The 25,475-nt window shown below is 72.5% G+C and carries 20 protein-coding genes and 5 pseudogenes; 14 read left to right on the forward strand and 11 right to left on the reverse strand.

Annotated elements, in window-relative coordinates; all coding sequences use genetic code 11:
• Positions 1 to 64: 64 nt before the first annotated feature.
• Complete coding sequence (locus tag AAT21_RS36925; protein ID WP_046778179.1) at positions 65 to 388, forward strand: hypothetical protein; 324 nt, start codon at positions 65 to 67, stop codon at positions 386 to 388.
• Between the two features lie 107 nt (positions 389 to 495).
• Here the strand turns inward: AAT21_RS36925 and AAT21_RS36930 are convergent.
• Positions 496 to 597 (reverse strand): annotated as a pseudogene (locus AAT21_RS36930) (IS481 family transposase); the annotation flags it as partial.
• Positions 598 to 850: 253 nt separating this feature from the next.
• Here AAT21_RS36930 and AAT21_RS20215 point away from each other — a divergent pair.
• From AAT21_RS20215 to AAT21_RS20230, 4 genes are all read left to right on the forward strand, one after another.
• Entirely contained in the window at positions 851 to 1,861 is a 1,011-nt protein-coding gene (locus AAT21_RS20215) for a quinone oxidoreductase family protein (protein ID WP_046778180.1), read from the forward strand.
• A 189-nt stretch (positions 1,862 to 2,050) separates the two neighbouring features.
• Complete coding sequence (locus AAT21_RS20220; RefSeq protein WP_046778181.1) at positions 2,051 to 2,437, forward strand: VOC family protein; 387 nt, start codon at positions 2,051 to 2,053, stop codon at positions 2,435 to 2,437.
• 629 nt (positions 2,438 to 3,066) lie between these two features.
• Positions 3,067 to 3,606 carry a hypothetical protein gene (locus AAT21_RS39175; RefSeq protein ID WP_157879742.1) on the forward strand — a complete coding sequence of 180 codons (540 nt, stop codon included), beginning with the start codon at positions 3,067 to 3,069 and terminating at the stop codon, positions 3,604 to 3,606.
• A gap of 134 nt (positions 3,607 to 3,740) precedes the next feature.
• Entirely contained in the window at positions 3,741 to 6,143 is a 2,403-nt protein-coding gene (locus tag AAT21_RS20230; RefSeq protein ID WP_235438952.1) for a bifunctional polysaccharide deacetylase/glycosyltransferase family 2 protein, read from the forward strand.
• Here AAT21_RS20230 and AAT21_RS20235 read toward each other — a convergent pair whose 3' ends face one another.
• From AAT21_RS20235 to AAT21_RS20245, 3 genes are all read right to left on the reverse strand, one after another.
• A complete protein-coding gene (locus AAT21_RS20235) occupies positions 6,144 to 6,998 on the reverse strand; it encodes a DMT family transporter (protein ID WP_046778183.1) in 855 nt (284 codons plus the stop codon).
• Positions 6,999 to 7,101: 103 nt separating this feature from the next.
• On the reverse strand, positions 7,102 to 7,911 hold the full coding sequence (locus AAT21_RS20240) for an ATP-grasp domain-containing protein (RefSeq protein WP_046778184.1): 810 nt from the start codon (positions 7,909 to 7,911) through the stop codon (positions 7,102 to 7,104).
• The gene (locus AAT21_RS20245; RefSeq protein ID WP_046778185.1) at positions 7,908 to 8,879 is read right to left on the reverse strand and encodes an ATP-grasp domain-containing protein; all 972 of its coding nucleotides are present in this window, start codon (positions 8,877 to 8,879) and stop codon (positions 7,908 to 7,910) included. The genes AAT21_RS20240 and AAT21_RS20245 overlap by 4 nt, the downstream gene beginning before the upstream one ends.
• A gap of 169 nt (positions 8,880 to 9,048) precedes the next feature.
• Here AAT21_RS20245 and AAT21_RS20250 point away from each other — a divergent pair, with 169 nt between their 5' ends.
• Both AAT21_RS20250 and AAT21_RS20255 read left to right on the forward strand, forming a co-directional pair.
• Complete coding sequence (locus tag AAT21_RS20250; protein WP_046778186.1) at positions 9,049 to 10,470, forward strand: hypothetical protein; 1,422 nt, start codon at positions 9,049 to 9,051, stop codon at positions 10,468 to 10,470.
• 12 nt (positions 10,471 to 10,482) lie between these two features.
• Positions 10,483 to 11,214, forward strand: coding sequence for a DUF7873 family protein (locus AAT21_RS20255; protein WP_030848455.1), 732 nt, complete (start codon positions 10,483 to 10,485; stop codon positions 11,212 to 11,214).
• Positions 11,215 to 11,641: 427 nt separating this feature from the next.
• Here the strand turns inward: AAT21_RS20255 and AAT21_RS20260 are convergent, their stop codons facing one another.
• The 3 genes from AAT21_RS20260 to AAT21_RS20270 all read right to left on the reverse strand — a co-directional run bounded on the left by AAT21_RS20260 (position 11,642) and on the right by AAT21_RS20270 (position 14,082).
• Positions 11,642 to 12,367 (reverse strand): anti-sigma factor, encoded by a 726-nt coding sequence (locus tag AAT21_RS20260; protein ID WP_046778187.1) that lies wholly within the window; start codon positions 12,365 to 12,367, stop codon positions 11,642 to 11,644.
• Complete coding sequence (locus AAT21_RS20265) at positions 12,364 to 12,975, reverse strand: sigma-70 family RNA polymerase sigma factor (protein WP_046778188.1); 612 nt, start codon at positions 12,973 to 12,975, stop codon at positions 12,364 to 12,366. Before AAT21_RS20265 ends, AAT21_RS20260 begins: the two co-directional genes overlap by 4 nt.
• A 99-nt stretch (positions 12,976 to 13,074) precedes the next feature.
• Complete coding sequence (locus AAT21_RS20270; protein ID WP_046778545.1) at positions 13,075 to 14,082, reverse strand: DUF1996 domain-containing protein; 1,008 nt, start codon at positions 14,080 to 14,082, stop codon at positions 13,075 to 13,077.
• Positions 14,083 to 14,284: 202 nt separating this feature from the next.
• Here AAT21_RS20270 and AAT21_RS20275 point away from each other — a divergent pair, with 202 nt between their 5' ends.
• The 4 genes and pseudogenes from AAT21_RS20275 to AAT21_RS20285 all read left to right on the forward strand — a co-directional run bounded on the left by AAT21_RS20275 (position 14,285) and on the right by AAT21_RS20285 (position 20,319).
• Positions 14,285 to 15,061: a DUF1838 family protein gene (locus AAT21_RS20275; protein ID WP_046778189.1), complete on the forward strand. Its 777-nt coding sequence runs from the start codon at positions 14,285 to 14,287 to the stop codon at positions 15,059 to 15,061.
• Positions 15,062 to 15,559: 498 nt separating this feature from the next.
• Positions 15,560 to 17,076: pseudogene (locus AAT21_RS20280) on the forward strand (S8 family peptidase); the annotation flags it as partial.
• A 1-nt stretch (position 17,077) separates the two neighbouring features.
• Positions 17,078 to 17,315, forward strand: a pseudogene (locus AAT21_RS39180) (proprotein convertase P-domain-containing protein); the annotation flags it as partial.
• Positions 17,316 to 17,550: 235 nt separating this feature from the next.
• The gene (locus AAT21_RS20285; protein ID WP_200904425.1) at positions 17,551 to 20,319 is read left to right on the forward strand and encodes a helix-turn-helix transcriptional regulator; all 2,769 of its coding nucleotides are present in this window, start codon (positions 17,551 to 17,553) and stop codon (positions 20,317 to 20,319) included.
• Positions 20,320 to 20,336: 17 nt separating this feature from the next.
• On the opposite strand, the gene AAT21_RS20290 is transcribed toward AAT21_RS20285, so the two are convergent.
• The 4 genes and pseudogenes from AAT21_RS20290 to ppk2 form a co-directional block, all read right to left on the reverse strand.
• Positions 20,337 to 21,251 carry a glycoside hydrolase family 19 protein gene (locus AAT21_RS20290; RefSeq protein WP_046778191.1) on the reverse strand — a complete coding sequence of 305 codons (915 nt, stop codon included), beginning with the start codon at positions 21,249 to 21,251 and terminating at the stop codon, positions 20,337 to 20,339.
• A gap of 141 nt (positions 21,252 to 21,392) precedes the next feature.
• Complete coding sequence (locus AAT21_RS20295) at positions 21,393 to 21,806, reverse strand: rodlin (protein WP_046778192.1); 414 nt, start codon at positions 21,804 to 21,806, stop codon at positions 21,393 to 21,395.
• Between the two features lie 122 nt (positions 21,807 to 21,928).
• A pseudogene (locus tag AAT21_RS39185) lies at positions 21,929 to 22,112 on the reverse strand (hypothetical protein); the annotation flags it as partial.
• Positions 22,091 to 23,071: a polyphosphate kinase 2 gene (ppk2, locus tag AAT21_RS20300; RefSeq protein ID WP_046778193.1), complete on the reverse strand. Its 981-nt coding sequence runs from the start codon at positions 23,069 to 23,071 to the stop codon at positions 22,091 to 22,093. The pseudogene AAT21_RS39185 and the gene ppk2, both read right to left, overlap by 22 nt.
• 120 nt (positions 23,072 to 23,191) lie before the next feature.
• Between ppk2 and AAT21_RS39190 the strand changes: the two are divergent.
• The 3 genes and pseudogenes from AAT21_RS39190 to AAT21_RS20310 form a co-directional block, all read left to right on the forward strand.
• Positions 23,192 to 23,393, forward strand: a pseudogene (locus AAT21_RS39190) (hypothetical protein); the annotation flags it as partial.
• A 999-nt stretch (positions 23,394 to 24,392) separates the two neighbouring features.
• Complete coding sequence (locus AAT21_RS20305) at positions 24,393 to 24,743, forward strand: MerR family transcriptional regulator (RefSeq protein WP_046778194.1); 351 nt, start codon at positions 24,393 to 24,395, stop codon at positions 24,741 to 24,743.
• 440 nt (positions 24,744 to 25,183) lie between these two features.
• The gene (locus tag AAT21_RS20310) at positions 25,184 to 25,396 is read left to right on the forward strand and encodes a hypothetical protein (RefSeq protein ID WP_046778195.1); all 213 of its coding nucleotides are present in this window, start codon (positions 25,184 to 25,186) and stop codon (positions 25,394 to 25,396) included.
• The last annotated feature ends 79 nt before the right edge of the window (positions 25,397 to 25,475 follow it).

Consider the following 25,475-nt stretch of genomic DNA (forward strand, 5'->3'; position numbering starts at 1 on the left):
AAGCACCCTACGTTCGCACTGCTTTCTGCATCCTTTCCTGCATCTTCCACGAAAGGCAGTACTCGTGCGATCGATCCGTTGCGCCCTGACCGCTCTCGCCGTCGGCGGCATCCTCCTGGCGGGCGCGTCCGCCGCCTCCGCCGACGACACCTTCGCCGTCTACGCACCGATCAGCAACACGTACTCGCTCGTCTTCGGCGACCAGATCCAGGTCGCGGGCGACGACATCTTCAACGTCGGCCGCGACAACACGGTCGGCTCCTACAACGGCGCCGCGCCGACCGGTGACATCGGCATGGCCGCCCTCCCGGGCACCCAGATCATGAGCAACGAGGCCCTGATGCAGGGTGCGGCCGGCCAGGCGACGGGCGGCATCCTCGGCAAGTAGCCCCGTGCCGGGCGGCGTGCCGCCGCTCGGCCGCACCTGACCGCGGTCTGTGCCCGTCCCGGGGCGTCGGTGTCCGGGACGGGCCGCGCGTTTCTCAGGTCCGCGCCGAGGTGGGTCAGGCGGGCCAGCGGGTAGCGGGTCAGGACGCGGTGGACGGTCGAGGGGACCAGGCCGAGGAGGTGGGCGATACGGGCCGGTCCCCCGCGGCGCAGGGTGGTCGATTTCGTGCGCCGCGCGGTGGAGTTGCCGGAGGCTACGCCGGTTATGGTGGGTGGCCGTATGGCGGTGCGGAAGCGGCGGGTGGTGCGTTCGTCGACCCTTGACGGCCTCTGTCTCCTGTCCCAGCCCCGGGTGCGGAGCAGGCGTCTGAGCTCTCGGCGGGGGCGGCGGGCTGGTCTGCTTGCCGGGAATCGGATCGCCATCAACGGGGTTGGTGGGGGATGAGCCGTTAATGGAGGGGTAATGCGAGCGATTCAGGTGTACGAAGTGGGCGGTCCCGAGGTGCTGCAGGAGGCCAAGGTGGACCAGCCGCGGCCGGGTCCGGGCGAGGCGCTCGTGGAGGTCGCCGCATCCGGGGTCAACTTCCTCGACGTCTACCACCGCGAAGGCCGGTACAGCCTCCCGCTGCCCTTCACCCCGGGCACCGAGGGCGCCGGCACGGTCGTCGAAGTCGGACCCGGCGTCGCCGACGTCGCAGTGGGGGACCGGGTCGGTTGGGTGGAGATTCCCGGCTCGTATGCCGAGCGGGCCGTCGTGGACTCCTCCCGGCTGGTGCCGCTGCCCGACGACATCGACTTCGAGACGGCCGCCGCCGTGCTCCTCCAGGGCATGACCGCGCACTATCTCGTCAAGGACGCCTACCCGGTTCAGGGGGGCGACACGGTGCTCGTGCATGCGGCTGCCGGTGGCATGGGGCTGCTTTTGACCCAGCTCGTCACCCATCTCGGCGGCAGGGTGATCGGCACGACGTCGACCACGGCGAAGGCCGAGCTGGCGAAGCGTGCCGGGGCCGCTGAGGTGATCCTTTCCTCCGCAGTCGACGATCTCGCAGCCGAGGTGAGGCGGCTCAACGGCGGTCAGGGACTGCCGGTTGTCTTCGACGGCGTCGGCGCGCACACCTTCGATGCGAGCCTCGCCAGCCTGCGAGCCCGCGGCCATCTCGTGCTCTTCGGCGCAGCAAGTGGTGCCGTGCCGCCGTTTGATCCGATGCGGCTCGCCCAGGGCGGTTCGCTGACCCTGATCCGGCCCAGCCTCGGGGACTTCATCGCCGATCGGTCCGAACTGCTCCGACGGGCCGCCGATGTGTTCGAGTGGGTGCGCTCCCAGGTGCTCGAGGTCACCGTGACGGGCCGCTACGCATTGTCCGAGGCCGCCCAGGCCCACAGCGACCTGGAGGCTCGGCGTACCACCGGCAAGCTGCTCCTCGTACCCGATGCGGCCGCTGTCGGACGCCGCGAGGAGACGCAGAGCTGATCGCGGGTACCCGTACGACCCGTACCACCGTACGCCCCGTACACCTTCATGAAGCGGACGTGGCCGAGGGGTGCCGGCGGTCCGGTGGCCCGTTCGCTCGCGGGGTGCGCGGGTGATCACTACGGTGACGGTGACGCATGCGCGTCCGGGTCCGGAGCGTGGTGGACGGTACGGAGGACAGGGAGCGGCATGACCCCTCGGCTGAGGCTCACGGCGATCACACTCGACTGCGCCGACCCCGAGGCGCTCGCCGCGTTCTACCGGCGGGCCACCGGCTTCGACCCGCATCCCGCGTCCGACGGCGAGTTCGCCGGACTCGTCGGCGAGGGCGGGCTCTTCATCGGCTTCCAGCGCGTCGACGAACACAGGGCGCCGTCGTGGCCCGGCGCAGCCGTGCCGCAGCAGGCGCATTTCGACTTCGAGGTCGACGACCTCGACGAGGCCGAGGCGCTGCTCCTGGAACTGGGCGCGGGCAAGCCGGAGCAGCAGCCGGGCGGCGACCGGTGGCGGGTCTTCACCGACCCGGCCGGCCACCCCTTCTGCCTGACCCGCGTGGCAGGGGACGTGCGGGGATGACGGGATGAAAGGGATCACCTTCCGTGCCTGACAGGGCCGGCGCTATGTGACGCTCGCGGAACTGCTGGTCAACCCCCGGGGCGCGGTGTCGGACCGCCGCGCCCGTGCCCGCTCCTGCGTCCGCCCCCGGCGGTCGTGGTAGCGGACGTCCTCCCGGGAGAGCGGCAGGAGGGCTCCGACCGGGCCGCCGAACCAGTTCAGAAGGGCGGCTGCGGCCATGTACGGCCCGTCGTGGGGGCCCCGCCCCTCAGTTCCGGCCAGCGGTCGTCCAGCCCCTGGAAGGGCGGATCCGGCGATGTCGGCCCGGCCGACGAGGGCCGTCGCCGCGGCCGCCACCAGCGGCAGGAGGCCGGGCGACGAGGAGGCCGGGGTGACGGCTGCCGGTGCGGCATCCGTGCGGGTACCGGGATCGCCGAGGCCGCCCGCCGACCAGAGGGGCGCACCGGATCCGGCCGCGCGCCCCCTGCCGTACCGCAACGTGGGGAAAGGACCCGATTCGCACTGCCGGGAGTGACACCAGCGGCGGCTCCAGCGCTGACAGACACGGGTCGCCTCCTCCCGACGACCGCCATCCCGTTCGATTGTTCGACCGCCGACACCCGTCGCCCGATCCCCAGAGGCCACGACCCATGCACCCATCACCCGGCGCCGCGGACGAAGACACGATGGAGCTCTTCCTCGGTGACATCGGAGCCGCCCAGGCGCCGCAGGTCGCGTCCACGGCCGCGGCCCCCGTGTTCGTGGACGGCTCGGGGCGCAGGCAGCGGCGCGTGCGCCGATGGGGCTACCTGCTGGTGATACCGGCCGCCGCCTACGTCATCCTGCTCCTGAGCACGCTGATGGGCGGCCCCACCTTCCGATCGCCCTTCCTCCCCGCGGCCCAGGCCCCGCAGACCCCGGCGCCGGGGGAGCCGGCCAAGGGCGCGACGGCCGGCCCGTCCCCCCGCGGCACTGCTGGCGCGGGCCCCCGGGCCACTCCGGCTGCCGCGCGCCCCAGCGCTCCCGCACCGGCCGCCACATCCGGGACCGCCGCACCCGTCACGGGACCGGGTCCGACGAAGGCCGCCACCGGACCGGCGGATCCGGGCCAGCCGTCCCCCGGAGGCGGCCGCGGCCGCTTCACGGCGCCGCCCGGCCAGGGTGGCGGAAAGCCCACCGGCCGCCCCTGAGCCCGGCGGTCCGGCCGAAGCCGTCCGCACCTCACGCCCGCACCCCACGTACGTCACGCCCCCACCGCACATCACGCCCGCACCTCACGCCCACACTGCTCCACCCGACGCAGCAGGCAGGAAACCCCACCCCCGTGTCGAAGAACCGCCGTCGCCGCTCGCAGGGCAGGCACACCTCCGTACGCAACGTCCCCCTGCGTACCCACTGGCTGCTGCTCACCACCCTGGTGCTCACGCTCTCGGCGGCCCTGCTCCTCGAGGGCTACACCCAGCACCTGTTCGACGAGCGCCCCGACGGGGCTCCCCGCGGGCAGGCCGCCGGGGCGTCCGTACCGGCCGCAGTCAGCTCCGGCGGTCCGGTGATCGAGGGGGCGGCCGGCCGCACCGCCACCCCGGCGCCCCGCACGATCGCCCTGACCTTCGACGACGGCCCCGACCCCGTCTGGACCCCGAAGATCCTCGATGTGCTGCGCCGCAACGACGTGCACGCGACCTTCTTCACGGTCGGCACCCGCGTCGCCGAGAACCCGGACCTGGCCCGTCGTATCGTCGACGAGGGCCACCAGATCGGCCTGCACAGCTTCACCCACACCGACCTCGGCGCCGCGTCCGCCTGGCGCCGTTCCCTGGAGCTGCGCGAGACCCAGCTCGTCATCGCCGGGGCTACCGGGGTCACCACGCCCCTGCTGCGCCCGCCGTACTCCTCCACCAACAAGGCGCTCGGCGACGCCGACTGGAACGCGGTCGTCCAGGCCGGGCAGGAGGGATACCTGACCGTCCTGACGACCCTGGACAGCCAGGACTGGCGGCGCCCCGGCGTCGAAGCGATCGTCGCCGCCGCCACCCCCTCGGACTCCGCCGGGCACATCGTGCTGCTGCACGACGCGGGCGGGGACCGCACGCAGACGGTCGAAGCGCTCGAACAGCTCGTGCCACGGCTGAAGGCGTCCGGCTGGAAGTTCGCCACCGTGGGCGACGCGGTGTCCCTCCCCGCCCCCGTGCAGAACGCCGGCACAGCGGACCGGTGGCAGGGCCTGGCGCTGATCACCGCGATCGGCACCAGCAGCGGGCTCCTCGACCTGCTGTCGTGGCTGCTGTGGGCGGCGGGCGCGATCAGCCTGTTCCGTGCGATCGCCGTGTTCGTCGCTGCCAGGCGGCACGTGCGGATGCGGCGCAGGCCCTGGGGTGCTCCGGTCACCGAGCCGGTGAGCGTGATCGTCCCCGCGTACAACGAGAGCGCCGGGATCGAGGCGGCGGTCCGCTCCCTGCTCGCGTCCGACCACCCGGTCGAGGTCATCGTGGTCGACGACGGCTCCACGGACGGCACGGCCGACATCGTCGAGGCGCTCCGACTGCCCGGCGTAAGGGTCATCCGGCAGCAGAACGCCGGCAAGCCCGCCGCCCTCAACACGGGGATCGCCGCGGCCTCCTGCAACCTCCTCGTCATGGTCGACGGTGACACCGTCTTCGAACCCGACGCGGTCCGCATGATCGTCCAGCCCTTCGCCCACCGCCGCGTGGGTGCGGTCTCCGGCAACGCCAAAGTGGTCAACCGGGGTGGACTGCTCGGCCGCTGGCAGCACATCGAATACGTCGTCGGGTTCAATCTCGACCGCCGGCTGTTCGACCTCGCCGAGTGCATGCCCACCGTCCCCGGCGCGGTCGGCGCGTTCCGCCGCGAGGCCCTGCTGCGGGTCGGCGGCGTCAGCGACACCACCCTGGCCGAGGACACCGACCTCACCATGGCCCTGTGCAGGGACGGCTGGCGCGTGGTCTACGAGGAGCGGGCCAAGGCCTGGACCGAAGCCCCCGCCTCGCTCGGCGCGCTGTGGAAGCAGCGCTACCGGTGGTGCTACGGCACCCTCCAGGCGATGTGGAAGCACCGCGGCGCCCTCGCCCAGCGGGGACAGGCCGGCAAGCTCGGCCGTCGGGGCCTGGTCTATCTCCTGATGTTCCAGGTCCTGCTGCCGCTGCTCGCACCCGTCGTGGACGTCTTCGCCGTCTACGGCCTGGTCTTCCTCGACCCCTTGCGCATCGTCGGCCTGTGGACGGCCTTCCTGCTGCTCCAGGTCCTGATGGGGTTGTACGCCTTCCGCCTGGACGGTGAGCGCCCCGGGCCGCTGTGGAGTCTGCCGCTCCAGCAGTTCGTCTACCGCCAGCTGATGTACCTGGTCGTGATCCAGTCCGTTTTCACCGCCGTCGCCGGCTCCCGGCTGCGCTGGCAGCGGATGGAGCGTTACGGCAGTCTCCAGGTGCCGGTCGCTCCTTCCGAACCCCTCGCCGAGGCTCCCGCCGGACCCTTCGCCGAGGCTCCCGCCGCGCCCCGCGCCGAGCCGCTGTACGGGTACGCGGTCCCGCCGGCCCCGGCCCCGGTCCCGGCCCCGTCGGCCGCCGAGCCGTGGGCCCCGGAGCCGTGGGCCGATCCCGCCGCCCCGTACGGGGGCTACGACCGGGACCCCTCCTGGGGTCCCCACCCTGCGGCGCCGGGCCCGCAGAACCACATCTGGCCCTCGCAGCAGGGGCATCCGGGCCCGTAGTCACGGCGCGTCCTCGCCCGCCCGGGCCAGGGCGAGCACGCCGGCGCACACGAGGACCACGCCCAGGAGCTGGGGGAGCAACCACCAGCCCGACCGCAGGTGTTCCTCGTACAGGACCACCCCCAGTGCGATGCTGATGCCGGCGTCCCCGAGGGTCAGAGCGGGCTGCGAGGCCACCAGCGGCCCGCCCTGCATGGCGTGTTCGAGCAGCAGCAGGGCACAGATGCCGGTCGCGCCGAAGGCGTACGTCTCCCACGCGGTGAAGAACGCGCCGATGCCGTGGTCGTCGAGGGCGTGTACGGATGTCTTCATCAGGGCGGCGGTGAGCGCGTAGCAGACGGCGGTGGCGGCGCCGAGGCAGCCGGCCCGGGAGCGGCCGGGCGGCCGTCGCATGCCGGCGACGGCGAGCAGCGCGACGATCACCGCACAGGCCGGGAGGGCCACCACCCACCGTTCGGCCGGTACATCGGTACGGTTGCCCGCCGGCGAGGCGGCCACCAGCGCGACCCCGAGCCCGGCCACCACCCCCGCCACGGCCAGCCACAGGGCCCCCGGCAGCCGCTGCCGGGTCAGCAGCGAGGCGATCAGCAGGGCGAGCGGCAGCTCCAGTACGAACAGCGGCTGTACGAGGGCCAGCGCGCCCGTGGCCAGCGCCGCGGCCTGCCCGGCCCCGGCGGCGATCACGGCCAGGATGCCCGCGACCCATACGGGCCGGCGCAGCAGGTCCAGGATCAGACCGGGGCGGAAGCCCTCGCTCTGCGGCACGGTGAGCGCGGCCCGCCGCTGGAGCACGGTGGCCAGCGCGTTGCTGAACGCCGCGAACAGCGCGAAGAGGACCGGCAGGACGAAGCCCATGCCCCGATCCTCACCGCGCCCGCCGCCCGGCCGCGCCGCGACACCGGGCCGCGGACGCCGCGGCGCCCGCATTCCCCCGTCCGGACCTGCCGGGGGAGCCGTGTCAGGTGTGGCCGCCCGCCGCCCGCCGCAGGGCCAGCGCGGTGAGGGCCTCCGGGGCGCCGGACTGGCCGCGGATGCCGGGGAAGGCGTTGACGTCCACGATCAGGGGCGTCCCGCCCCCGGTGTCGATGATGTCCACGCCGTAGACGTCCAGCGCGAACACCGCTCCGACCCGCCGCACCAGATCGGCCCAGCCGTCGGGGAGTTCGCCGGGGGCGAGGGGGTGCGTGGGGCCGCGTCCGCCGGGGGAGAGCTCGGAGCGGCGCAGGGCCGAGAAGACCCGGTCGCCGATGGCCCACAGCTTGTGGTCCCACCCGTTGTTGGGCGCGTACGGCTGCACCACGACCGGCTCCTGCGGCCATTCCCGTGCCAACTCCCGCAGCCCCGCGGTGTCGTCGGCGCGGGCGACGAGGTCACCGCGCCGGCTGAGCCGGCTCTTGACCACCACGGGGGCGGACGGCCGTGCTCTGCTCGCCCACGCCCCCAGGGCGCCGACGGTACGGGTCGCCGCGAAGGGCAGACCGGCCCGCAGGGCGAGCCCGGCCATCTCCGTACGGTCCTGGCACAGCGCGGTGGCCGCCGCGGTGTTGACCACCGGCGCCCCCCTCCGCTCCAGGCGCCGCGCGAGTTCCAGAGCGTGCGGCGTGCGCGACTTCAGCAGGTACACGTCGGCCAGGGGCAGGGGTGCCAGGGGTGCGTCGCCGACGGTGGCCGGGTCGACTGCCTCGACCTCGTGCTCCGGGGCGAGCAGTGCGGTCGTGTCCGCCAGAAGCGGGTGCCCGGGCTCCGGGGTGATCAGGCCGATCCTCATACGGTGTCACCCGCTGCGGCGGAGATCTGCGCCGGAGACGACTGGACCGGGATCGACAGGGGGAGCGACACGGGCCCCGCCGCCATCGTCGTCGCGGCTGCCGGTGCCGGTGCCGCAGGCGCGGCCGCAGGCACGGGTGCTGCCGTCGTGGGGCCGCCGCCGACCCGCGCCAGCCCCAGTACGGCGCGGGCCACCCGCGCCGCCGCGTCCGGCACCTGCCGGAAGCTCGGGAAGTCGTTGACGTCGACGACCACCGGCCCGTCGGGACCCAGCAGCACGTCCACCCCGTACAGGTCGAGCCCGTAGACCGCCCCCACCTGGGCGGCGATCGCGGCGACCTCGGACGACAACCGTACGCGGCGCTCACGGACCGAGGGGTCGGGGTGCAGCGGGGAGCACCGCTCGGTCGCGAACAGCTCCCCGCCGACCGCGTACACCTTGATGTCCGTGCCCGAGTTGGGTACGTACGGCTGGGCGATGAGCATGCCCTCGCCCGCGAGCACGGGCAGCAGTGTCTCCAGCCGCCCGGGCGAGGACACCAGGTGCACCGCCCGCCCGGAGCTGCCGTCGGCGGGCTTGACCACGAGCGGGTACTCGGCCGCCGGTATCTCCCTGAGCAACTCGGGGCGGGCGACGGCGTAGGTGGGCGGCAGCGGGAGGCCGCGGCCGCGCCCGATGGCGGCGGCCAGCGCCTTGTCCCGTACGCCGCGGATCGAGCGGGCGTCGTTGACGGTGGTCAGCCCGGTCGCGGCGGCGGCTTCGAGGAGGGTCAGCCCCGGGCCGCCCGACACCGTCTTGAGCACCCAGGCGTCGTGCGCACCCTTGTCCACCACCTCGGTCATGCGCAGCAGCGAGCCGCCGGGCCGCACGACGTCCACACGGTGCCCCCACGCGGTCAGCTGTCCGATCACCTCGTTCGGCATACCGTCGTGGCGGTAGTGCTCCTCCACCAGGAAGCAGAGCCTCATCGACCTTCCCCAAATTCCCGGACGTCCGCCGAATCCGCCCGGCGAGTTGTGACGTCACAGGATGTCATGGACCGCAATGTGACGATCGGTCCGCCTGTGGGCTTCGGTGTGACCCTCCGGCCTCCTTGTCAGGCTTCCCGTTTCCGTTCGACGGGGGGAAGTACGGAACATGTGCGACCAGTGGACGCGTCAGTTGTACGCGCTGGCGGTCAACAGAGCGGCACCGGCGGATGTGCTGCTGCGGCTGCTCGGCCAGGAGGACGAGTGCGCGCGACGCCCGGTTCCGAAGCGCGCCGTTCTGCCGCAGGAAGTGATCGAGGCCATTCTGGTCCACCCGGACCGCCAGGTCCGGAAGGCCTTCGCGGAGAACGCCGACGCCGACCCCGAGCAGCGGGCCCGGCTGGTCGACGATCCGTCCAAGTCGGTCCACCTCAGCCTCGCGGTCGGTCCCATGCCCTACCGGGAGCCGGTGCCCCCGTTGCCCGACTGGGCGTACGAGCGGCTGCTGACGCACCCCGAGGCCCTGGTGCGCCAGGAACTGTTCAGCTGGGGCGGGCGGCCGCCCGCCCACATGCTGGTGGGCCTCGCGGACCACGAGGACCCGCTGTTCCGCCTGGCCGCCTGCCGGGATGCCTGGCACGAGCTCCCGGACGCAGCGCGGCAGCGACTTCTGCACGACGACGACCGCGAGGTACGGCTGGCGGCCGCCGAACAGGTCTGCCCCGAGGACGAGGAACGCACTGCCTGGCTCATCGGGGAACTGGACGGCTCGTGGCCGGCGGCCGAGGTCCTGCGGACCGGCCGGCTCTCCCGGGAACTCACCGAACGCCTGGTCGCCGAGGGCGATCGGCTCGGGGCGCTCGCGGGCAACCCCTCACTCCCGCCCGACCTGGTGGCACGCCTCGCCGTCGACCCCGACCCGGCGGTCCGGCTGGTGGTCTCCGCCCGCCCCGAGCTGAGCGAGGCCGACCGGGCCGCCATCGACTACACCGTGGACCCCGAGGCCCGGCTGGGCACGCTCGGCTGGGTGTGGGAGCGGCGTGAGGACGCCGAGTTCCTGCGGCAGTGCGCCCGGTCCGCCCACACCTGGCTGCGCCGCAGCGCCGCCGTCTGCCCGGACCTGCCGGCCGACGCCGTCGAACTGCTCGCGGAGGACGAGGACTTCGCCGTACGGCTGCTGCTCGCGGAGTTCCACCCGGCACCGCCGCCGGAGCTGCTCCTCGACCTCTACCTGGGCGGCACCCACCGCGCCGCCGGCATGCCGACCGCCCGGCCGGGCCTTCCCTTCGCCGGGCTCGCCGCCCGCTTCGGCGACTCGCCGGATCCCGAACGCCGGATGCTGGCCCTGCGCGATCCCGGCCTGGATCCGGAACTCCTCGACCGCCTCAGCCGGGACCCCGGGACGCGGAACGCCGCCGCCCGGCACCCCCGGCTCCCCGTGGCGCGGATCCGCGAACTGCTCGCCGATCCGGACGAGCACACCGCGGTCGCCGCGGCCACCAACCCGGCTCTCCCGCCCGAGGACATGCGCCGGATCCTGGACCGGGCGGGCGTGCCGGAAATCCGGGTGAATGATCGGACAAGCGGCTGATAGGTTGATCACGTGCCGAAGCTGAATCAGATCATCGCAGTCGAAAAGGGCGTCAAGTCCAAGTCCCTCCAGGAGCTGACCCAGGCTCACCACGACGTGCAGAAGCCCGCCCTGCTGGCCGGCATCTCGCGGACGTACCAGCCCAAGGACGAGGAAGGCGAGCAGCTGCCGCCCGAGTCCACCCGGGTGCAGGTCAAGGCGGAGGACGTGCTGCGCGCGACGGCCGGGACCCTCACGCGGCTCTTCGACGTGACCGCGACCAAGGACTGGGCGAACCGCAGCGCGGCCGCGGACGTGGTCGTCGACGGCAACGTCCTGCTGGCGCAGGTGCCCGTGCCGTACCTGCTCTTCCTGGAGAAGCAGCTCACGGACCTGCACACCTTCGTGCGCAAGCTGCCGGTGCTGGACGCCTCCGAGTCCTGGAACCTGGACCCGTCCACGGACTCCTGGAAGACGGACCCGGTGCGCACGATCCGTACCAAGAAGGTGCCGCGCAACCACGTCAAGGCCGAGGCCACCGAGAAGCACCCGGCCCAGGTCGAGGTGTACTACGAGGACGTGCCGGTCGGGTACTGGACGACCGTGAAGTTCTCCGGCGCGCTGCCCGCCCGGCGGGTCAACGAGCTGCTCGACCGCGTCGAGAAGCTCCAGCAGGCCGTGAAGTACGCCCGTGAGGAGGCCAACAGCGCCGAGGTCACCGACCAGCGGGTCGGGGACGCGGTGTTCGGCTACCTGTTCAGGTAGCCCTCAAGAACCCCTCCCGTATGTCTGCGGGAGGTGCGCGAGAGCGCAAGCTGAAACTGATGTTGAAGCTGAAACAGGGGTGTCAGTTGGGGGTTCGAATCCCTCCCCCGGCATTGCGTGCCGGGGTGGCCCAAGTCGGTAGAGGCGGCCCCTTGAATCTCAGATTCTCGCTCCAGTCTCAGTATTCGCCGCCGAACACCGGATCGACCGAGCGTGGACGACCATCGACGGATGGGGGTTCAAGTCCCTCCTGCGCCTCTTGCGTGGCGCGGTAGTTCAAAGGCAGAACACGTCGATCTCAGAATGATCCGCGACTCTTAAACGTGCCGGTGTGCGCAATTGGGTGGCACTCAGGAGCCCGGGAGCTGGATATGCTCCCGGGCTCCGTCACGTCCGCCCCGAGGTCACACGGTCACACGTCGGGCGGTCACACGGGGACGGACACGAAGGTCCTGCCGGACTCGTTCTCGACCAGGACGGCCTTGACGTCGGCCCGGTCCACGGCCGCCGAACCGTCCAGCCCGGCCCCCTTGGCCTCGCCGTTCTCCTGGCTGCCCACGACCCAGCTGCCCGCGGTCGTGCGCTTGCCGTCCTTGGAGACCACGATCAGCCGGCAGCGCTCGCCCTGCGGCACTCCCGTGACCGCCGCCCGAAGCCGCACCCACTTGGTGGCCGGCGTCATCTGTACGGTCATCCGCGCGCCGGTGCCCGCGTCGGTCGCGGAGTGCAGCGTGGTCCCCTTGGGCGGGGGAGAGGGGTCCGCCGAAGCGGTCGGCGACGGGGGTACGGGCAGTGCGACGGGTTCCGGATCGCCCGCACCCAGCTGCGTACCGGCCCAGAACACGGCGGCAAGCGAAGCGGCCACCGCCAGACCCGTGAACCCCGCACGACGGCGTGCGGCACCCGCACGCTCGCCCCGCATCTGCCGCAGGGTGCGCTGGAGCAGCAGGTCACCGCCCTGCGGCGGTCCGTCGAGGAACGCCTCCTCGGGCACCTCGCCCAGTGCCGCCTCCATCTCGCGCAACGCGGCCACCTCCTCCCGGCACTGCACGCATCCGCTCATGTGTCCCTCGATCCGGCGGATCTCCTCGTCGTCCAGGACGCCGAGCACGTACGGGCCGAGCAGTTCCTCCTCGTGCCGCTGCCGGTTCATGCCACCACCTCACGCAGTCCGGCCGGCTGCTGGGGCGGCCTGCCCGATCGTTTTCCGTCTCTTGTGCCGCCCTCCCGGAAGCCGTCGTCCCTGAAGACGTCGCGCAGGGCCTTGAGCGCGTAGTGCGAGCGCGACTTGACGGTACCCGCCGGGATACCGAGGGCGTCGGCGGCCTCCGCCACGCTGAGCTGCCGGTAGTACAACTCCTTCAGCACGTCCCGGTGTTCCGGGGACAGCCGGTCGAGGGCCCCCAGCACCGTCATGCTGTCCACCACGGAGTCGGCGTGGTCCGCCTCCACCGGGGGAGTGGCCGCCGAACCGGACACCTCGGGCGGCCGGGCGGCCCTGGCCCGGTACCGGTCGGTGATGATGTTACGGGCCACGGTGAGCAGCCAGCCGCGCACCGAGCCCTTTCCGTTCACGAGTACCTCGGAGTGCCGCCAGGCACGTATCAGGGTCTCCTGCACGACGTCCTCGGCCGCGGCCCGGTCCCCCGTCAGCCGGGTGGCGTACGCGAGCAGGGCGTGGCCGTGCTCCTCGTACACGGACTTGATCAGAGCCTCGTCGGTCGAGCCCCGCCGCGTGCGGGGCCACAGTGGTCCGGCCATCTCACCCTCTCCGTCTTCCTCGCTTGCGTGGTGCGGTCGGAACACGCCGGTGGAGCCGATACGGTTCATGTGACCTGCGTCACGTGCGGGGCGGGGGGTTCAAGTCCGGCAGGAGCGGCCCTCGTTGAGGCAGTCGACGAGCGCGGTCATCTGAGGCCCGGTCATCGCGTTGACGAACATCGCGTGGTCCGTCCTGGGACTGTGCCGCTGCTCGGGGAAGGAGTCGATCGCCACGGGCACGCCCGCGGGGACCACGTAGGCGAGGGAGACGCGCAACTCGGGCACCGGGAAGGTGTCGCTGGGGCAGACCCCGTTGCCCCCGGGGAACAGCAGGTGCGAGCGGTGCCCGGCGCTCGCGGTGTCGAGGCCGTTCCAGCAGCTCGGGAAGGTCAGGGTGCGGGTGACGCGGTCGCCCTCGGGGCAGCGCGGATAGCGGGTGGTGGAGCGGTCGGGGGAGCCGGAGCACCCCCAGCGGGCGCGGACGTGGGCGTCGCTGCGCGCGGTGCGGGCGACCGCGTCGCCCGTCATCGCGCGCAGGAAGGGCGGCATCGCCACGACCTTGCTCACCGGGTTGCCCCGGAACTCGACCCGGACCGTGGTCTCGGGCACGATCTCGCCGGTGTTGCCGTGCCCCGCGGACCTCTCGTGCGGGCGGGTGCCCGGCCGGTCCAGGCGGCGCAGGACGGGCCAGTAGTACGTCGACCGGTCGCCGCCCGCGCAGCTCGTGGCGGCGGCGGCCAGTGAGGCGTCGGTCGACATGGCGTCGGTGGACAGGTTGCCGACGTAGGCGTGCGTGTGGTGGGCGCCGGACCGCAGGCCGGGCGAGACCACCAGGTTGTCCTCGTTGTAGTGCATGCGCTCGTTGCGGCCGCAGTCCACGACCATCGACCCCGGCGATCCGCCGCCCGGGTCGGCGGGTGTGGCGGGGGCGACGGGTGGGGCAGGAGGAACGTCGCGTATGTCCACGTAGTCGGAGGCCGCCGGGCCGCCGGCCGTCGCCCCCGCGTGCGGACCGGCGGAGCGCGAGGCACCCACCACCGCGGCGGTCAGCCCACCGGCCAGGACCAGGCAGATGACGAGAGCGAGCAGTCGGCGTTCTTTCCACATGGCGGTCACGGTTACCGGTGCCGCCCCCGTCGTCAACCTGCCATCCGCATGACGGTCGCCACGCCCCTTCGTACGCTCCTCCGAGCGCCGGCGCGTACGCTCCAGGGCGGCGCCGCGTGGCAGGGTCAACCGGCGCGGAAGTGGCCGGGGTTGTCCGTGGGGCCGCTTGTCCGGCCGGGTGGTGACCGGACACAGTGGGCGCATGACAGCAGCCGCGACACCAGCCGCGACCCCCGCCGAGCTCCTGCACGCGTTCGCCCGCACCCGCGCCCGGCTCGACGGCGGCGAGGTCACGTACTGGTGGACGGGCGACGTCCACTCCTGGGCGCCGGGCGAGCCCTACCGGCGGCTCTTCGGCTTCGAAGGGCTGAACGTCGCGCGCCTCGTGGCGGACGAGGAGGAGGAGGGCGGCTACCGGCTGCTGTCCCGGGAAGCCGCGTTCTATCTGGACCCGGTGACCCGCGAGATCATCGAGACCTGGCGGGACAAGCCCGTCGTCCACGTCTGGAACGACCCCGCCAACCAGAAGTGGCGGCCCTTCCCGGTCCCCGTGACCGATCTGGGCGACCAGATCTGCTTCAGCCTGGAGATCCCGCTCGCCTACCCCTCGCCGCTGCCGGTCGAGGAGTACCCGGACAACTCGGCCGACGACACCTACCGGGCCCTGGAGCTCTTCCAGTTCTTCGCACCCGCGACGGCCCTCACCACCGACGAGGTGAGCGTCCCGGCGACGATGTCCTGGACCCGCATGTCCCCGTGGCTGCCCTGGATGGAACAGGGTGCGCGCCCCGGCGGTCTCACCTTCCACTGCCGAGGCCGCAAGCTCGACGCCTACACCCAGGTCCCCGAACGCACCCGCGCGTACATCGCCGCCCACCACCCCGAGTTCGCGCACGCACCGGAGAAGTGGAGCGAACCGAACGAGACGAGCTGGACGTACTTCCGCAGGCTGTACCCGGCGGCCCACGACGAGTCCTGACCCCGGCCGTGCCCCACCTCCTGGGCGCACGATTTCCACCGGCGAACCCCCAGTGGTGCCGCCGAACGCCGTTCCCGCCCCGCCCTTGCCGTGGGACGGGAAAGACCTGGTCACACCGCCTGCTGAGGGCCCCCGGGGGGAGTCGCGGGGGGCGGACAAGGGTTTTCCCCGTATCCAGTTCATCCCCGCGTTGCCTACTGTCTGCCCACCGGCGATCTTCCCCAGGCCGGGTGGTACACACTCCAACCCCACATGGCGTGTAGGCCTCCCACCGGGGGAAGCGACCCGGGACCGCCGTTGCCCCTGCCTCGCCGTTGCGGCCGGGACAACGTGGCGTGCGGCGGCAGCCGGGGCGAGACCGACCAACTCGCTCCCGGCCCCGCAGCCGCCGGAACCACCCCCACACTGCACCGACCGGCCGCTCCGGCCTGCCCGGAAACGGCCCTCGAAAGGGATCACGTGCACGCAACGAGACGCAGGCTCATATCCGTGGTGGCCATGTCCGTCACCCTGCTCGCCGGCTCCGCGACCGCCTCCGTGGCCGTGGCCGTCGAGAACCCCGCCACGGCCTCCGCGGCCACGGTCGCCGCCACGGCGCCTGTCGAGAACCTGATCGTCGGATACAAGTCCTCCGCCACGGAGGCCAGCTCCAACGCCGCCGCCGCCGACGACGCCGCCGCCAAGGGGAAGAAGGCCGGCAAGAAGGCGAAGTTCGACCGCCGCCTGGGCACCGGTGCCGCGCTGGTCAACCTCGGCGGGACCGTCGCTCCGGCCGAGGCCGCCGACGTGATGGCGCAGTTCCGCGCCGACCCGGACGTTGCCTACGTCGAGCCCGACACCCGTGCCTACGCCACGGCCGTGACCCCGAACGACACCGAGTACGCCAAGCAGTGGGACCTCTTCGAGCCCACCGCCGGCATGAACGTTCCCGCGGCCTGGGACAAGACCACCGGCTCCGGCGTCACCGTCGCCGTGATCGACACCGGCTACGTCGCCCACTCGGACCTCGCGGCGAACACCGTCGCCGGCTACGACTTCATCAGCAGCGCCACCTACGCCCGTGACGGCGGCGGCCGCGACAGCAACCCCGCCGACGAGGGCGACTGGAACGCCACCGACGGCGAGTGCGGCGTCAACTCCAAGGCCAGCAACTCGTCCTGGCACGGCACCCACGTCGCCGGCACCATCGCCGCGGCCACGAACAACTCCAAGGGCGTCGCCGGCATCGCCTACGGCGCGAAGGTCCAGCACGTCCGCGTGCTCGGCAAGTGCGGCGGTTCCACCTCGGACATCGTCGACGCCATCACCTGGGCGTCCGGCGGCTCCGTGGCCGGCGTCCCGGCCAACGCCACCCCGGCCAAGGTCATCAACATGAGCCTCGGCGGCCCCGGCGCCTGCGGCACCAGCTACCAGAACGCGATCAACGCGGCCGTCGCCCGCGGTACGACCGTGGTCGTCGCCGCCGGCAACAGCAACTCCGACGCGGCCGGCTTCTCGCCCGCCAGCTGCAACAACGTGATCAACGTGGCCGCCAGCAACCGCGCCGGCGACCGCTCGTACTACTCCAACTACGGCGCGATCATCGACATCGCCGCCCCGGGCGGTGAGACCCGCCGCGCCACCGACACGCCCGGCACCGTCACCACCCCCGAGAACGCGATCCTCTCCACCCTGAACGCGGGCACCACCACCCCGGGCGCCGAGATCTACAAGCCCTACCAGGGCACCAGCATGGCCGCCCCGCACGTCGCGGGCCTCGCCGCGCTGATGAAGTCCGCGAACTCCGCGCTGACCCCGGCCCAGATCGAGGCGGCGATCAAGAACAACGCCCGCCCGCTCGCCGGCACCTGCACCGGCGGCTGCGGCGCCGGTCTCGCCGACGCGGCCGCGGCCGTCGCCGCCGTGACCTCGACCCAGCCGGCCGGCAAGTACTTCGAGAACACCGCGGACGTCGCCATCGGTGACAACACCACCGTGGAGAGCCCCCTCGCCGTCAGCGGCGTGACCGGCAACGCNCAAGGTCGGCGTGAACATCGTCCACACCTACATCGGTGACCTCAAGGTCGACCTGATCGCCCCGGACGGCTCCGTCTACACGGTCCACAACCGCTCCGGCGGCAGCACCGACAACATCAACCAGGTCTACACCGTCAACGCCTCCTCCGAGGTCGCGAGCGGCACCTGGAAGCTCCGGGTCAACGACAACGCCGGCGGCGACACCGGCAAGATCGACTCCTGGAATCTCACCTTCTGAGACGGTTCCCACCGCCTCGGGGTCCGGTACCGAATCCGTCTGACGGAGCGATAGTACGGACCAAGCGAATCCCCGGGCCTGCCGATACTTCGGGTATCGGCAGGTCCGCCGGGTTTTCTGCGTCGAGTGACTGAATTCTGCGTCACAATCCGGGTCCACCTGCCGTCCGACCTCGTATTCTCGCCTCTCACAGGAAGGGCACAGGAGCTGGGGACCGGAAGGCTGGTGGCTGTGCGTGGCGGCGACGGGGCACGCTGACACACGTGTCGGACACGGAGAACTGATCAAGGCGGTCGACCGCGCGCTGACCACGCACGGCCGGGCGCTCCTGACCGGACCCGCCGGCGCGGGCAAGACCGAAGTGGTCCGCGCCGTCGCGGCCGCGGCCGCGGCACGCCACGAGAGCGTTCTCCGCCTCACTCCCGAAGCCGCGGACCAATGGATACCCGAGGCCTCGGCCGCGGCCCTCCTGGCCTCCGTGCCCGCGGCCGCCCTGGAACAGCTCTCCGGCCCCCAGCGCACCGCCATCGCGCTCCTGCGCCGGGAGGCCGACGCCCCCGGTGCCGGCCGCGACCACGTCGCCCTGCGCCTGGCCGTCGTCGAGGTGCTCCGTGCCCTCGCCGCACGCCGGCCCGTCCTCCTCGTCATCGACAACGCCCAGTGGCTCGACGCCGAGAGCACCGACCTGCTCCGCTTCGCCCTGCGCCTCACTCCGCCCCTCGTGCGCGTCCTGGCCGCCGAACGCGTCCAGGGCGGAACCCCGGTCGGCGAACTCCTCTGCGGCCCCGGTGTCCCCGCCGTACGGGTGCCCCCGCTCGGCGCCGACGAGGTCGCCGAACTCCTCCTGCGCCACGGCCTCCCCGCCCGCCTCGCCGGCCGCATCCACCAGGCCAGCGGCGGCAACCCGCGCCTCGCCCTCGCCCTCGGCCACTCCCTCGCCGAAGCCGCCGAGGCCCGTGATTCCAGCGCCCACCACGCCGACCCCCTGCCCGTCTCCGGACAGGCGCGGGAGGTCGCCCGCCGCCTCCTCGCCGGAGCCCCCGCCCAGGCCCGGCGCACCCTGCTGCTCGCCGCCCTCGCCTCCCGCCCCACCATCTCCCTGCTGCGGCGGGCCGGCCGCCCCGACGCCGAGGCCGAGCTGGCCGAAGCGGAACGGGCCGCGCTGGTCAGGGTCGGCGAGGACGGCACCGTCGAGTTCACCGCAGGCGCCCTGCCCACCGCCCTCGCCGCCGACGCGGGCTGGCCCGAACGCGCCGCCGGGCACGCGGCGCTGGCCGCCGCCGTCGACGACCCGGTCCAGGCCGTACGCCACCGCGCGCTCGCCGTCGACACCCCCGACCAGTGGCTCGCCGCGGAGATCACCGAGGCCGCCGCGGTCTGCCGCAGCCGCGGCCAGCGCGCCCTCGCCGCCGAACTGGGACTGCTCGCTGCCGAACGCACCCCGTCCGCGCTGGCCGGCGAGGAACTGGCCCGTCTGGTCACCGCCGCCGAGGACGCCGGCTGGGCCGGCCGCGCCGACCTCGCACGCCGCGCCACCCGGGCCGTCCTGGCCCGCGACTCCTCGCCCGCCGACCGGGTGCGCGCCCGGCTCGCCGTGATCGACGCCGCGGGCCAGGCCCTCGGCACGCTCGACGAGACCTTCGCGTACGCCATGGACGAGGCCGCCGGGGACCCCGCCCTGCAGGCCGCCGTCCAGCTGCGGATCGCCTGGAAGCACAACCTCAGCGACGGCGACCCCGTCCGCTCCCGTGACGCCGCCGCCGAGGCCGGCGCCCTCGCCGCGCGGGGCGGCGACCAGACCGCCCAGGCCATGGCCCTGACCGTACGGGCCCGCATGGGCCGGATCCTCGGCGACGCGGGAGCCGAGGAGATCCTCGCCGAGGCGCTGGACCTTCCCGCGCCCGCGGTCCCGCTCGGCATGCGCAACGCCCCGCAGTACCTCGCCGTCCGGCACGCCCTGTTCGACGACCGGCTCGACGACGCCCGCCGCCAGCTGATGGTGCTGCTGCCGGCCGTCCGGCGCACCGGTTCCGCAGAGGACGTCTTCGAGGTCCTGCGCAGCCTCACCGAGGTGGAACTGCGCAGCGGCCGCTGCGAAGCCGCCTCGGCGCACGCCCGGCGGGCCCTGGAACTGACCATCGAGGCGGGCCTCTCGCCCGGCCCCGCCTGGTACGTGGCGGCCATGGCCGAGACCATGGGCGGCAGCTTCGCGCGGGCCGAGAGCTACGCGCGCCGCGGCATCCAGGCCTCCCAGGAGGAGCAGGACCAGGTCTTCCTCTCCCGCAGCCTGCACGCACTCGGGCTGATCGAACTGGCCACGGGCGAGGCCGCGAAAGCGGTCGCGACCCTGCGCCAGGTCGCCGAACTGGAGGCCGCGCAGCAGGTGGTGGACCCGTCGATCCTGCGCTGGCACGGGGAGCTCGCAGAGGCCCTGATCGCCGCCGACGCGCCCGGCGAGGCGGCCGAACTGATCGACCCCGTCCGTGACGTCGCCCTCGGGCTCGGCCGTACCGGCGTCGTCGCCGCCCTCGACCGGGCCGCCGCCCTGTGCCTGTCCGCGCAAGGCGACGCGGACGCCGCCGTCCGCCTGCTGGAGGACACGGCGCAGCGTTTCGAAGCCCTCCGGCTGCCACTGGAGCGGGGCCGTACGCTGCTGGCCCTCGCCCGGGTGGAGCGCCGCCGCCGGCGCCGGGCACCGGCCCGCGCGGCGCTCCGGGCCGCGGCCGAGGTCTTCGAGCGGGCCGGGGCCGGCCCGTGGACCGGGCTCGCCCGGGAACCGGCCGCCGGTGACGGGGCCGACGGCGCCCTGGCCTCCCCGGCCGCGGCCCTCACCGAGGCCGAGACCCGCCTCGCGCTGCTCGTCAGCCAGGGCGCCAGCAACCAGGAGGCCGCGGCGAAGCTGTTCCTCAGTGTCAAGACCGTCGAGGCCCGGCTGACCCGTATCTACCAGAAGCTCGACGTACGTTCACGGGCCCAGCTGGCCACCGCGCTGCGCACGCGGTGACCGCCGCAGACCCCGGGTCAGCAGCTCAGGTTGTTGCCCGGGGTGACGCCCAGCAGCTGCGTGAAGCTCTGGTACTTCGAGATCCGGCTCTGGACCTGGGCCGGGTTGCCGCCGTTGCACTCCAGGGCGCCGTTGATGGAGCGGATGGTCTCGCCGAAACCGGCGCCGCCCACCATGGCGGCGTGGGCGGTCATGGTGCCCGGGCCGTTCTGGGTGTTCCAGTACCAGAGCGCGGTCTTCATCGCGACGGCCGGATCCCGCTCCACCAGGTAGGGGTTGGCGAGGAGGTTGATGCCGAGGGCGTCACCGGCCGCCTTGTAGTTGAAGTTCCAGCTGAGCTGGATGGGCCCGCGGCCGTAGTAGGCGGCCTGCCCGGCCGGACAGCCGTAGGGCTGGGTCGCGTCGCAGTAGTGGGGGTAGTTGGCGGTGTTCTGCTCCACGATGTGGACGAGTCCGCCGGTCTCGTGGGAGACGTTGGCGAGGAAGGCGGCGGCCTCGCGCCGCTTCACCGTGTCGTCGCCGGTCTTCGCGAAGCCGGGGTACGCGGACAGCGCCGCGACCAGGCCGTTGTAGGTGTAGAAGGGGTTCCGGTTCGGGAACATCTGGTTGAACTGGGCCTCGGAGACCACGAATCCGGACGGGTCGGGATCCGGGTCCTGACCGCCACCGCTGCCGCAGACGCCCTGGTCCGCCCAGACGCCCCACTGGCCGGTGGTGCCGGGGGTCTCGCCCTGGGTCCACCACTTGGCCTGCCAGTTGCGGCCGCCGTGGGAGGCGCTCATGCCGTTCGTGTAGACGGCGGAGGAGGCCCAGGGGGAGGCGCAGGGGGCCGCGGCGGAGGCGGGGGAGGAGGGGAGGGCGATGGCGAGACCGGCCGTGACGGCCGCGGCGGCGACCAGGCCGAGGGCGCGGCGGCGAAGCGCACGTATCACGTAACTGCTCCTTCAGTGGGGGGAATTGCCGTGGGGACAACAGCGCCCACTGAAACGGAATGGTCTGAACCTGTCAAGGTCTAGACCAAAGGAAAGCGCCGGTGCCACGCGTGACGCGGGACACCGGCGCGGAAGAACCGGTCAGCTGCCGGCGGAGAGGTTGCCGGAGAGAACCGGGATGTTGCTGGCGATGTGCGACAGGGACTCGTCACCCTTGGCCTGGGTGGAGTTCTCGGCGCACTGCTGGTTCTGCGGGTTGGACAGGACGTTGACGTCCTGGACGCCGATGTTGGCGAGAACCGCGACCAGGGACTGGGCGTTGACCTTGGCCGGCAGGCCGACGCAGAGCTTGTTGAGGGAGCCCTGGATGGCGCCGAGCTGCGGGCTCTGGTCGCCGCGGGTCTCCTGGTTGCCGTAGATCTGCGCCGCGTCGTTGCCGTTCACGGTGTTGACGCCGTTGTCGTTGCCGATCGCCATCGCGGGCGCGGCGGCGGCGGCACCGGCGCCGAGTACGGCGGCGGTGGCGGCGGCGGTGGCCATGAACTTCTTGAGCATCTGGGGGATCCTTAGGTCGCACTGTCGCATGAGATAGCTGCCCACGGCGGGACGCGCTGATCAACTGCCGACGGTGCCCGGGGTTATGCCCCCTCACCCGACTGGCCCAATGGGCCGCCGCAGGCGGGACTCGGGGTGACATCGGCGAGGGGCTCGGTGGCAGCGGGCACCGGCAGGCCCAGCCCGGTCGCGACCTGGGCGCACGGCTCGCCGTCGATGTGGGCGAGCACGGCGTAGGCGGCCGTAGGCGGCGGTGATGTGCTCGCGCTCGACCGGGCTCATGCTCAGCCGGAACAGGCGCGGCTGGGGTGCTGGCCGGGGCCCACGGGCGGCCCGGCCAGAGGAGTGGGAGAGAGGTTGGAAGGCTCCTCACCGGCCTCAAGGAGCGTGTCGGCCGCGCCGACGATGAGGCTGTCGGGCTTGCCCACCGCGGCCTCGTCCCTGCGGTCGTATTCGATCCGCCACAACAGGCTCCGCATGGCTTCCAGGCGACCGCGCCGCTTGTCGTTGCTCTTGACCACCGTCCACGGCGCGCGAGCGGTATCGGTCGCACGGAACATCTCGACTTTCGCCGTGGTGTAGGCGTCCCACAGGTCCAGGGAGGCGAGGTCCGTGGGCGACAGCTTCCACTGCCGCACCGGATCGACTTGCCGGATCGCGAAACGGGTGCGTTGCTCGGCGCGGGAGACCGAGAACCAGAACTTCACCAGGAGGATCCCGTCCTCCACGAGCATCGCCTCGAAACGGGGACACTGCCGCAGGAACAGCTCGTGCTGCTCCGGCGTGCAGAAGCCCATCACCTTCTCGACGCCGGCCCGGTTGTACCAGGACCGGTCGAAGAAGACGATCTCACCTGCGGACGGCAGGTGAGGGACGTACCGCTGGAAGTACCACTGCCCCTCCTCCCGCGCGGTCGGCTTGTCCAGGGCGACGATCCGTGCCCCGCGGGGGTTGAGTCTCTCGGTGAACCGCTGGATCGTTCCGCCCTTGCCCGCCGCGTCACGGCCCTCGCAGATCACCACCAGCCGGGCACCGGTCTCCTTGACCCAGCGCTGCAGCTTCAGAAGCTCGATCTGAAGGATCCGCTTGGTCCGCTCGTACTCGTCCCGCCGGATCTTGCGGTCGTACGGGTAGTTCTCCTTCCACGTTCTGATCGGCGCGCCGGAGGCATCGAGCAGAACAGGCTGCTCCGGGCGACTGACGTCCACGCTCAGGCCGGCGAGCAGGTCCTCGGAATCCTGCCGCTGAAGTTCGAGATCACTCACGTGCCGCGCCTACCCCGAGCCGCACCGAGTATGACGAGACGCCCTGATGGCTGCCCCCGCAGCCGTCAGGCCACCCGAACACGCTGCTCGCGCCAGAACCCGGTCTTGCCGCACCCGGTCTTGCCGCAGTACCCGCCCGATCGGTGGCCACTCGGCTCGCCCTTCTCCGCGGCCACCCGAACCCAGGACATCGTGGCCGGCCGCGACCTCTCCCGTACGCCCGCCGTGATGACCGGCGGCCATCCCGGGGTCGGCCGGCCTGGAAAGCACCCGGGCGTTGGCGTCCGCAGGGGCGCGGGTCGTAGTACCGGCCCGCCGGCCGCACCTGCGGAGCAGGCAGCCGCCGGCATTGCCTGCGCCCCGACCCCGCCTCGGGGGAGCCTGCTGTGCTCCGTGCGGGTGCCGACGTGCTCCGGTGGCTTGAGATCCGGGGCCGCCGCTGACACCCGCCAGGCACAGGCCTCGTACGATGCCGGGAATCCTGCGTGACGGGACACCGTACGGGCCCTCGCCTCACCGGGCGACGGCCCGCACTGCTGCGCGCGCAGCGCACGGTCGGGACCCTGACCCCCTGACGGGTCGGGACCCAGCCGCGTCCGTGCCGTCGTGGAGGCGGCGCGTGCTGCCGGGCTGTCGGCCCCGTCTCGGCGCCTCCTTCCGGCCCGGACCTGTGTCCGCGGACCTTCGATTACCTTCAGCGCCTCCGTTCCAAAATCTGTGACGGCCGGAGTAGACATTGGGCGGTGGCGTGGGTATGGTTTCTCTCGTAGCCCAGAGAGAACGAAGGGCCCGGCAGAGACGAACTGCCGGGCAGCAGTACCCGCAGTTGCAGGACGGTGCGGTGGCGGAGTGTCGAAGCCGGAGCTGTTTCAAGGTGACGGGACTGGCGACCGGACCGGGCGGCCCGCAGTCATCAGGGGCCGCCGCAAGCAGTTCACGCAGTGGTTGCAGTATTCAGCAGTGAAGTCAGTGAGCAGTACCCCGGTGAAGGCGTCGGCTGCGGACGCGCGCACCGGAAGTTCGCAGTACAGCAGTACCGGTAAGTGATTGATCCCAGAGGAAAGAACGGAGGAGCCGAGCGCCATCAGGATCGCCCGGGCAGAACGCAGAGCCCGGGTACCGCAGGACATCGATAGTGAGGTGGTCTCCGGTCAAGCAACCGCGATCCCCGCAGTCCCGACTCCGTTCAGGTCGGGCGAGCGGAAACAGAAGGCCGACGCTTTTCCAGGGTCGGCAGATGGTGTAGCTGTTCCTTCGGGGCCCTGGTGCCATAGGCGCCAGGGCCCCTCCACGCGTTCACCCGTTTCGTGAGAGAGGTTCCATGACAGCTGAGAATCCGACCGGCCCGCTCGGTGGCCACCTGGACGACGACGACTACCCCGCCTACACCATGGGCCGGGCTGCCGAGATGCTCGGTACCACCCAGGGCTTCCTCCGCGCGATCGGCGAGGCCCGCCTCATCACGCCGCTCCGCTCCGCCGGCGGCCACCGCCGCTACTCCCGCTATCAGCTGCGGCTTGCCGCCCGGGCCAGGGAACTCGTCGACCAGGGAACTCCCATCGAGGCGGCCTGCCGCATCATCATCCTCGAGGACCAGCTCGACGAGGCCCAGCGTCTCAACGCCGAGTACCGCCGCGCCGCCGATGCCGCCGGCCCGGATCCCGCGGCCTGACCGGCCCCGCGCCCCTCCGGGACGGCTGCGGCCACCGGCCCCGCTTCGCGAGGGTGCAGCCTGCTCGCTTGTCCTGGTGACAGGCCGTCGCCGGCGCTGTCGTCTGCGTCAGCTGCCGTGGTCGGAAGCTTCCTCGCCCACGCCTCGGCGTGGGTGTTTTGCTGCGCTGTGCTGCAGGAACCAGGGCGAACACCTCGGCCTCCCGCATGGTGTGGGAGGCGCACGACGCAGTCAGGCAGGGACGGCAGGCGGGCAGGGCACGCCTACGGTGGAACGGGGGTGAATCCGCCCGTGAGGAGGTGACGGGAGCAGTGCCGGATCGTTTTATCCAGCATGAAAGCGTCATCACGCTGTGGGTCCGCCGCCACTGCTGTCCCGTGCCGGACAGATTGCCTCGCCGGTCGCGGTAACCACCGCTCGGCGTCCTCCCTGGAGCGGGTGTGAGCGAGCGGGTCTTCTTCTGGTGCTGTTCCTGCCGTCAACCGCTCTACGCCACCAGCTCGTCGACCACCGGGACCGACAGGGACTGGGAGATCGACCATCAACAGCCCGGCGTCTGCCGCAACGGGCATCTGATGCCCTTGACCGGCACGGCGCCCACTCCGGAAGCCCTCCCCGACGCTCCTCGAATCCTGCGCCTCTTCGGCGGTTGACTGTCTGGTGATGAAGGACGACCACGACCCGCCACGGCGCCTGTGGCGGCTCGTGGCGGTGGTGCCGCGCGCGGCTGCC

Origin of the sequence: Streptomyces yangpuensis (assembly GCF_001005295.1) — a bacterium.
Classification (GTDB): Bacteria; Actinomycetota; Actinomycetes; order Streptomycetales; family Streptomycetaceae; genus Streptomyces; species Streptomyces yangpuensis.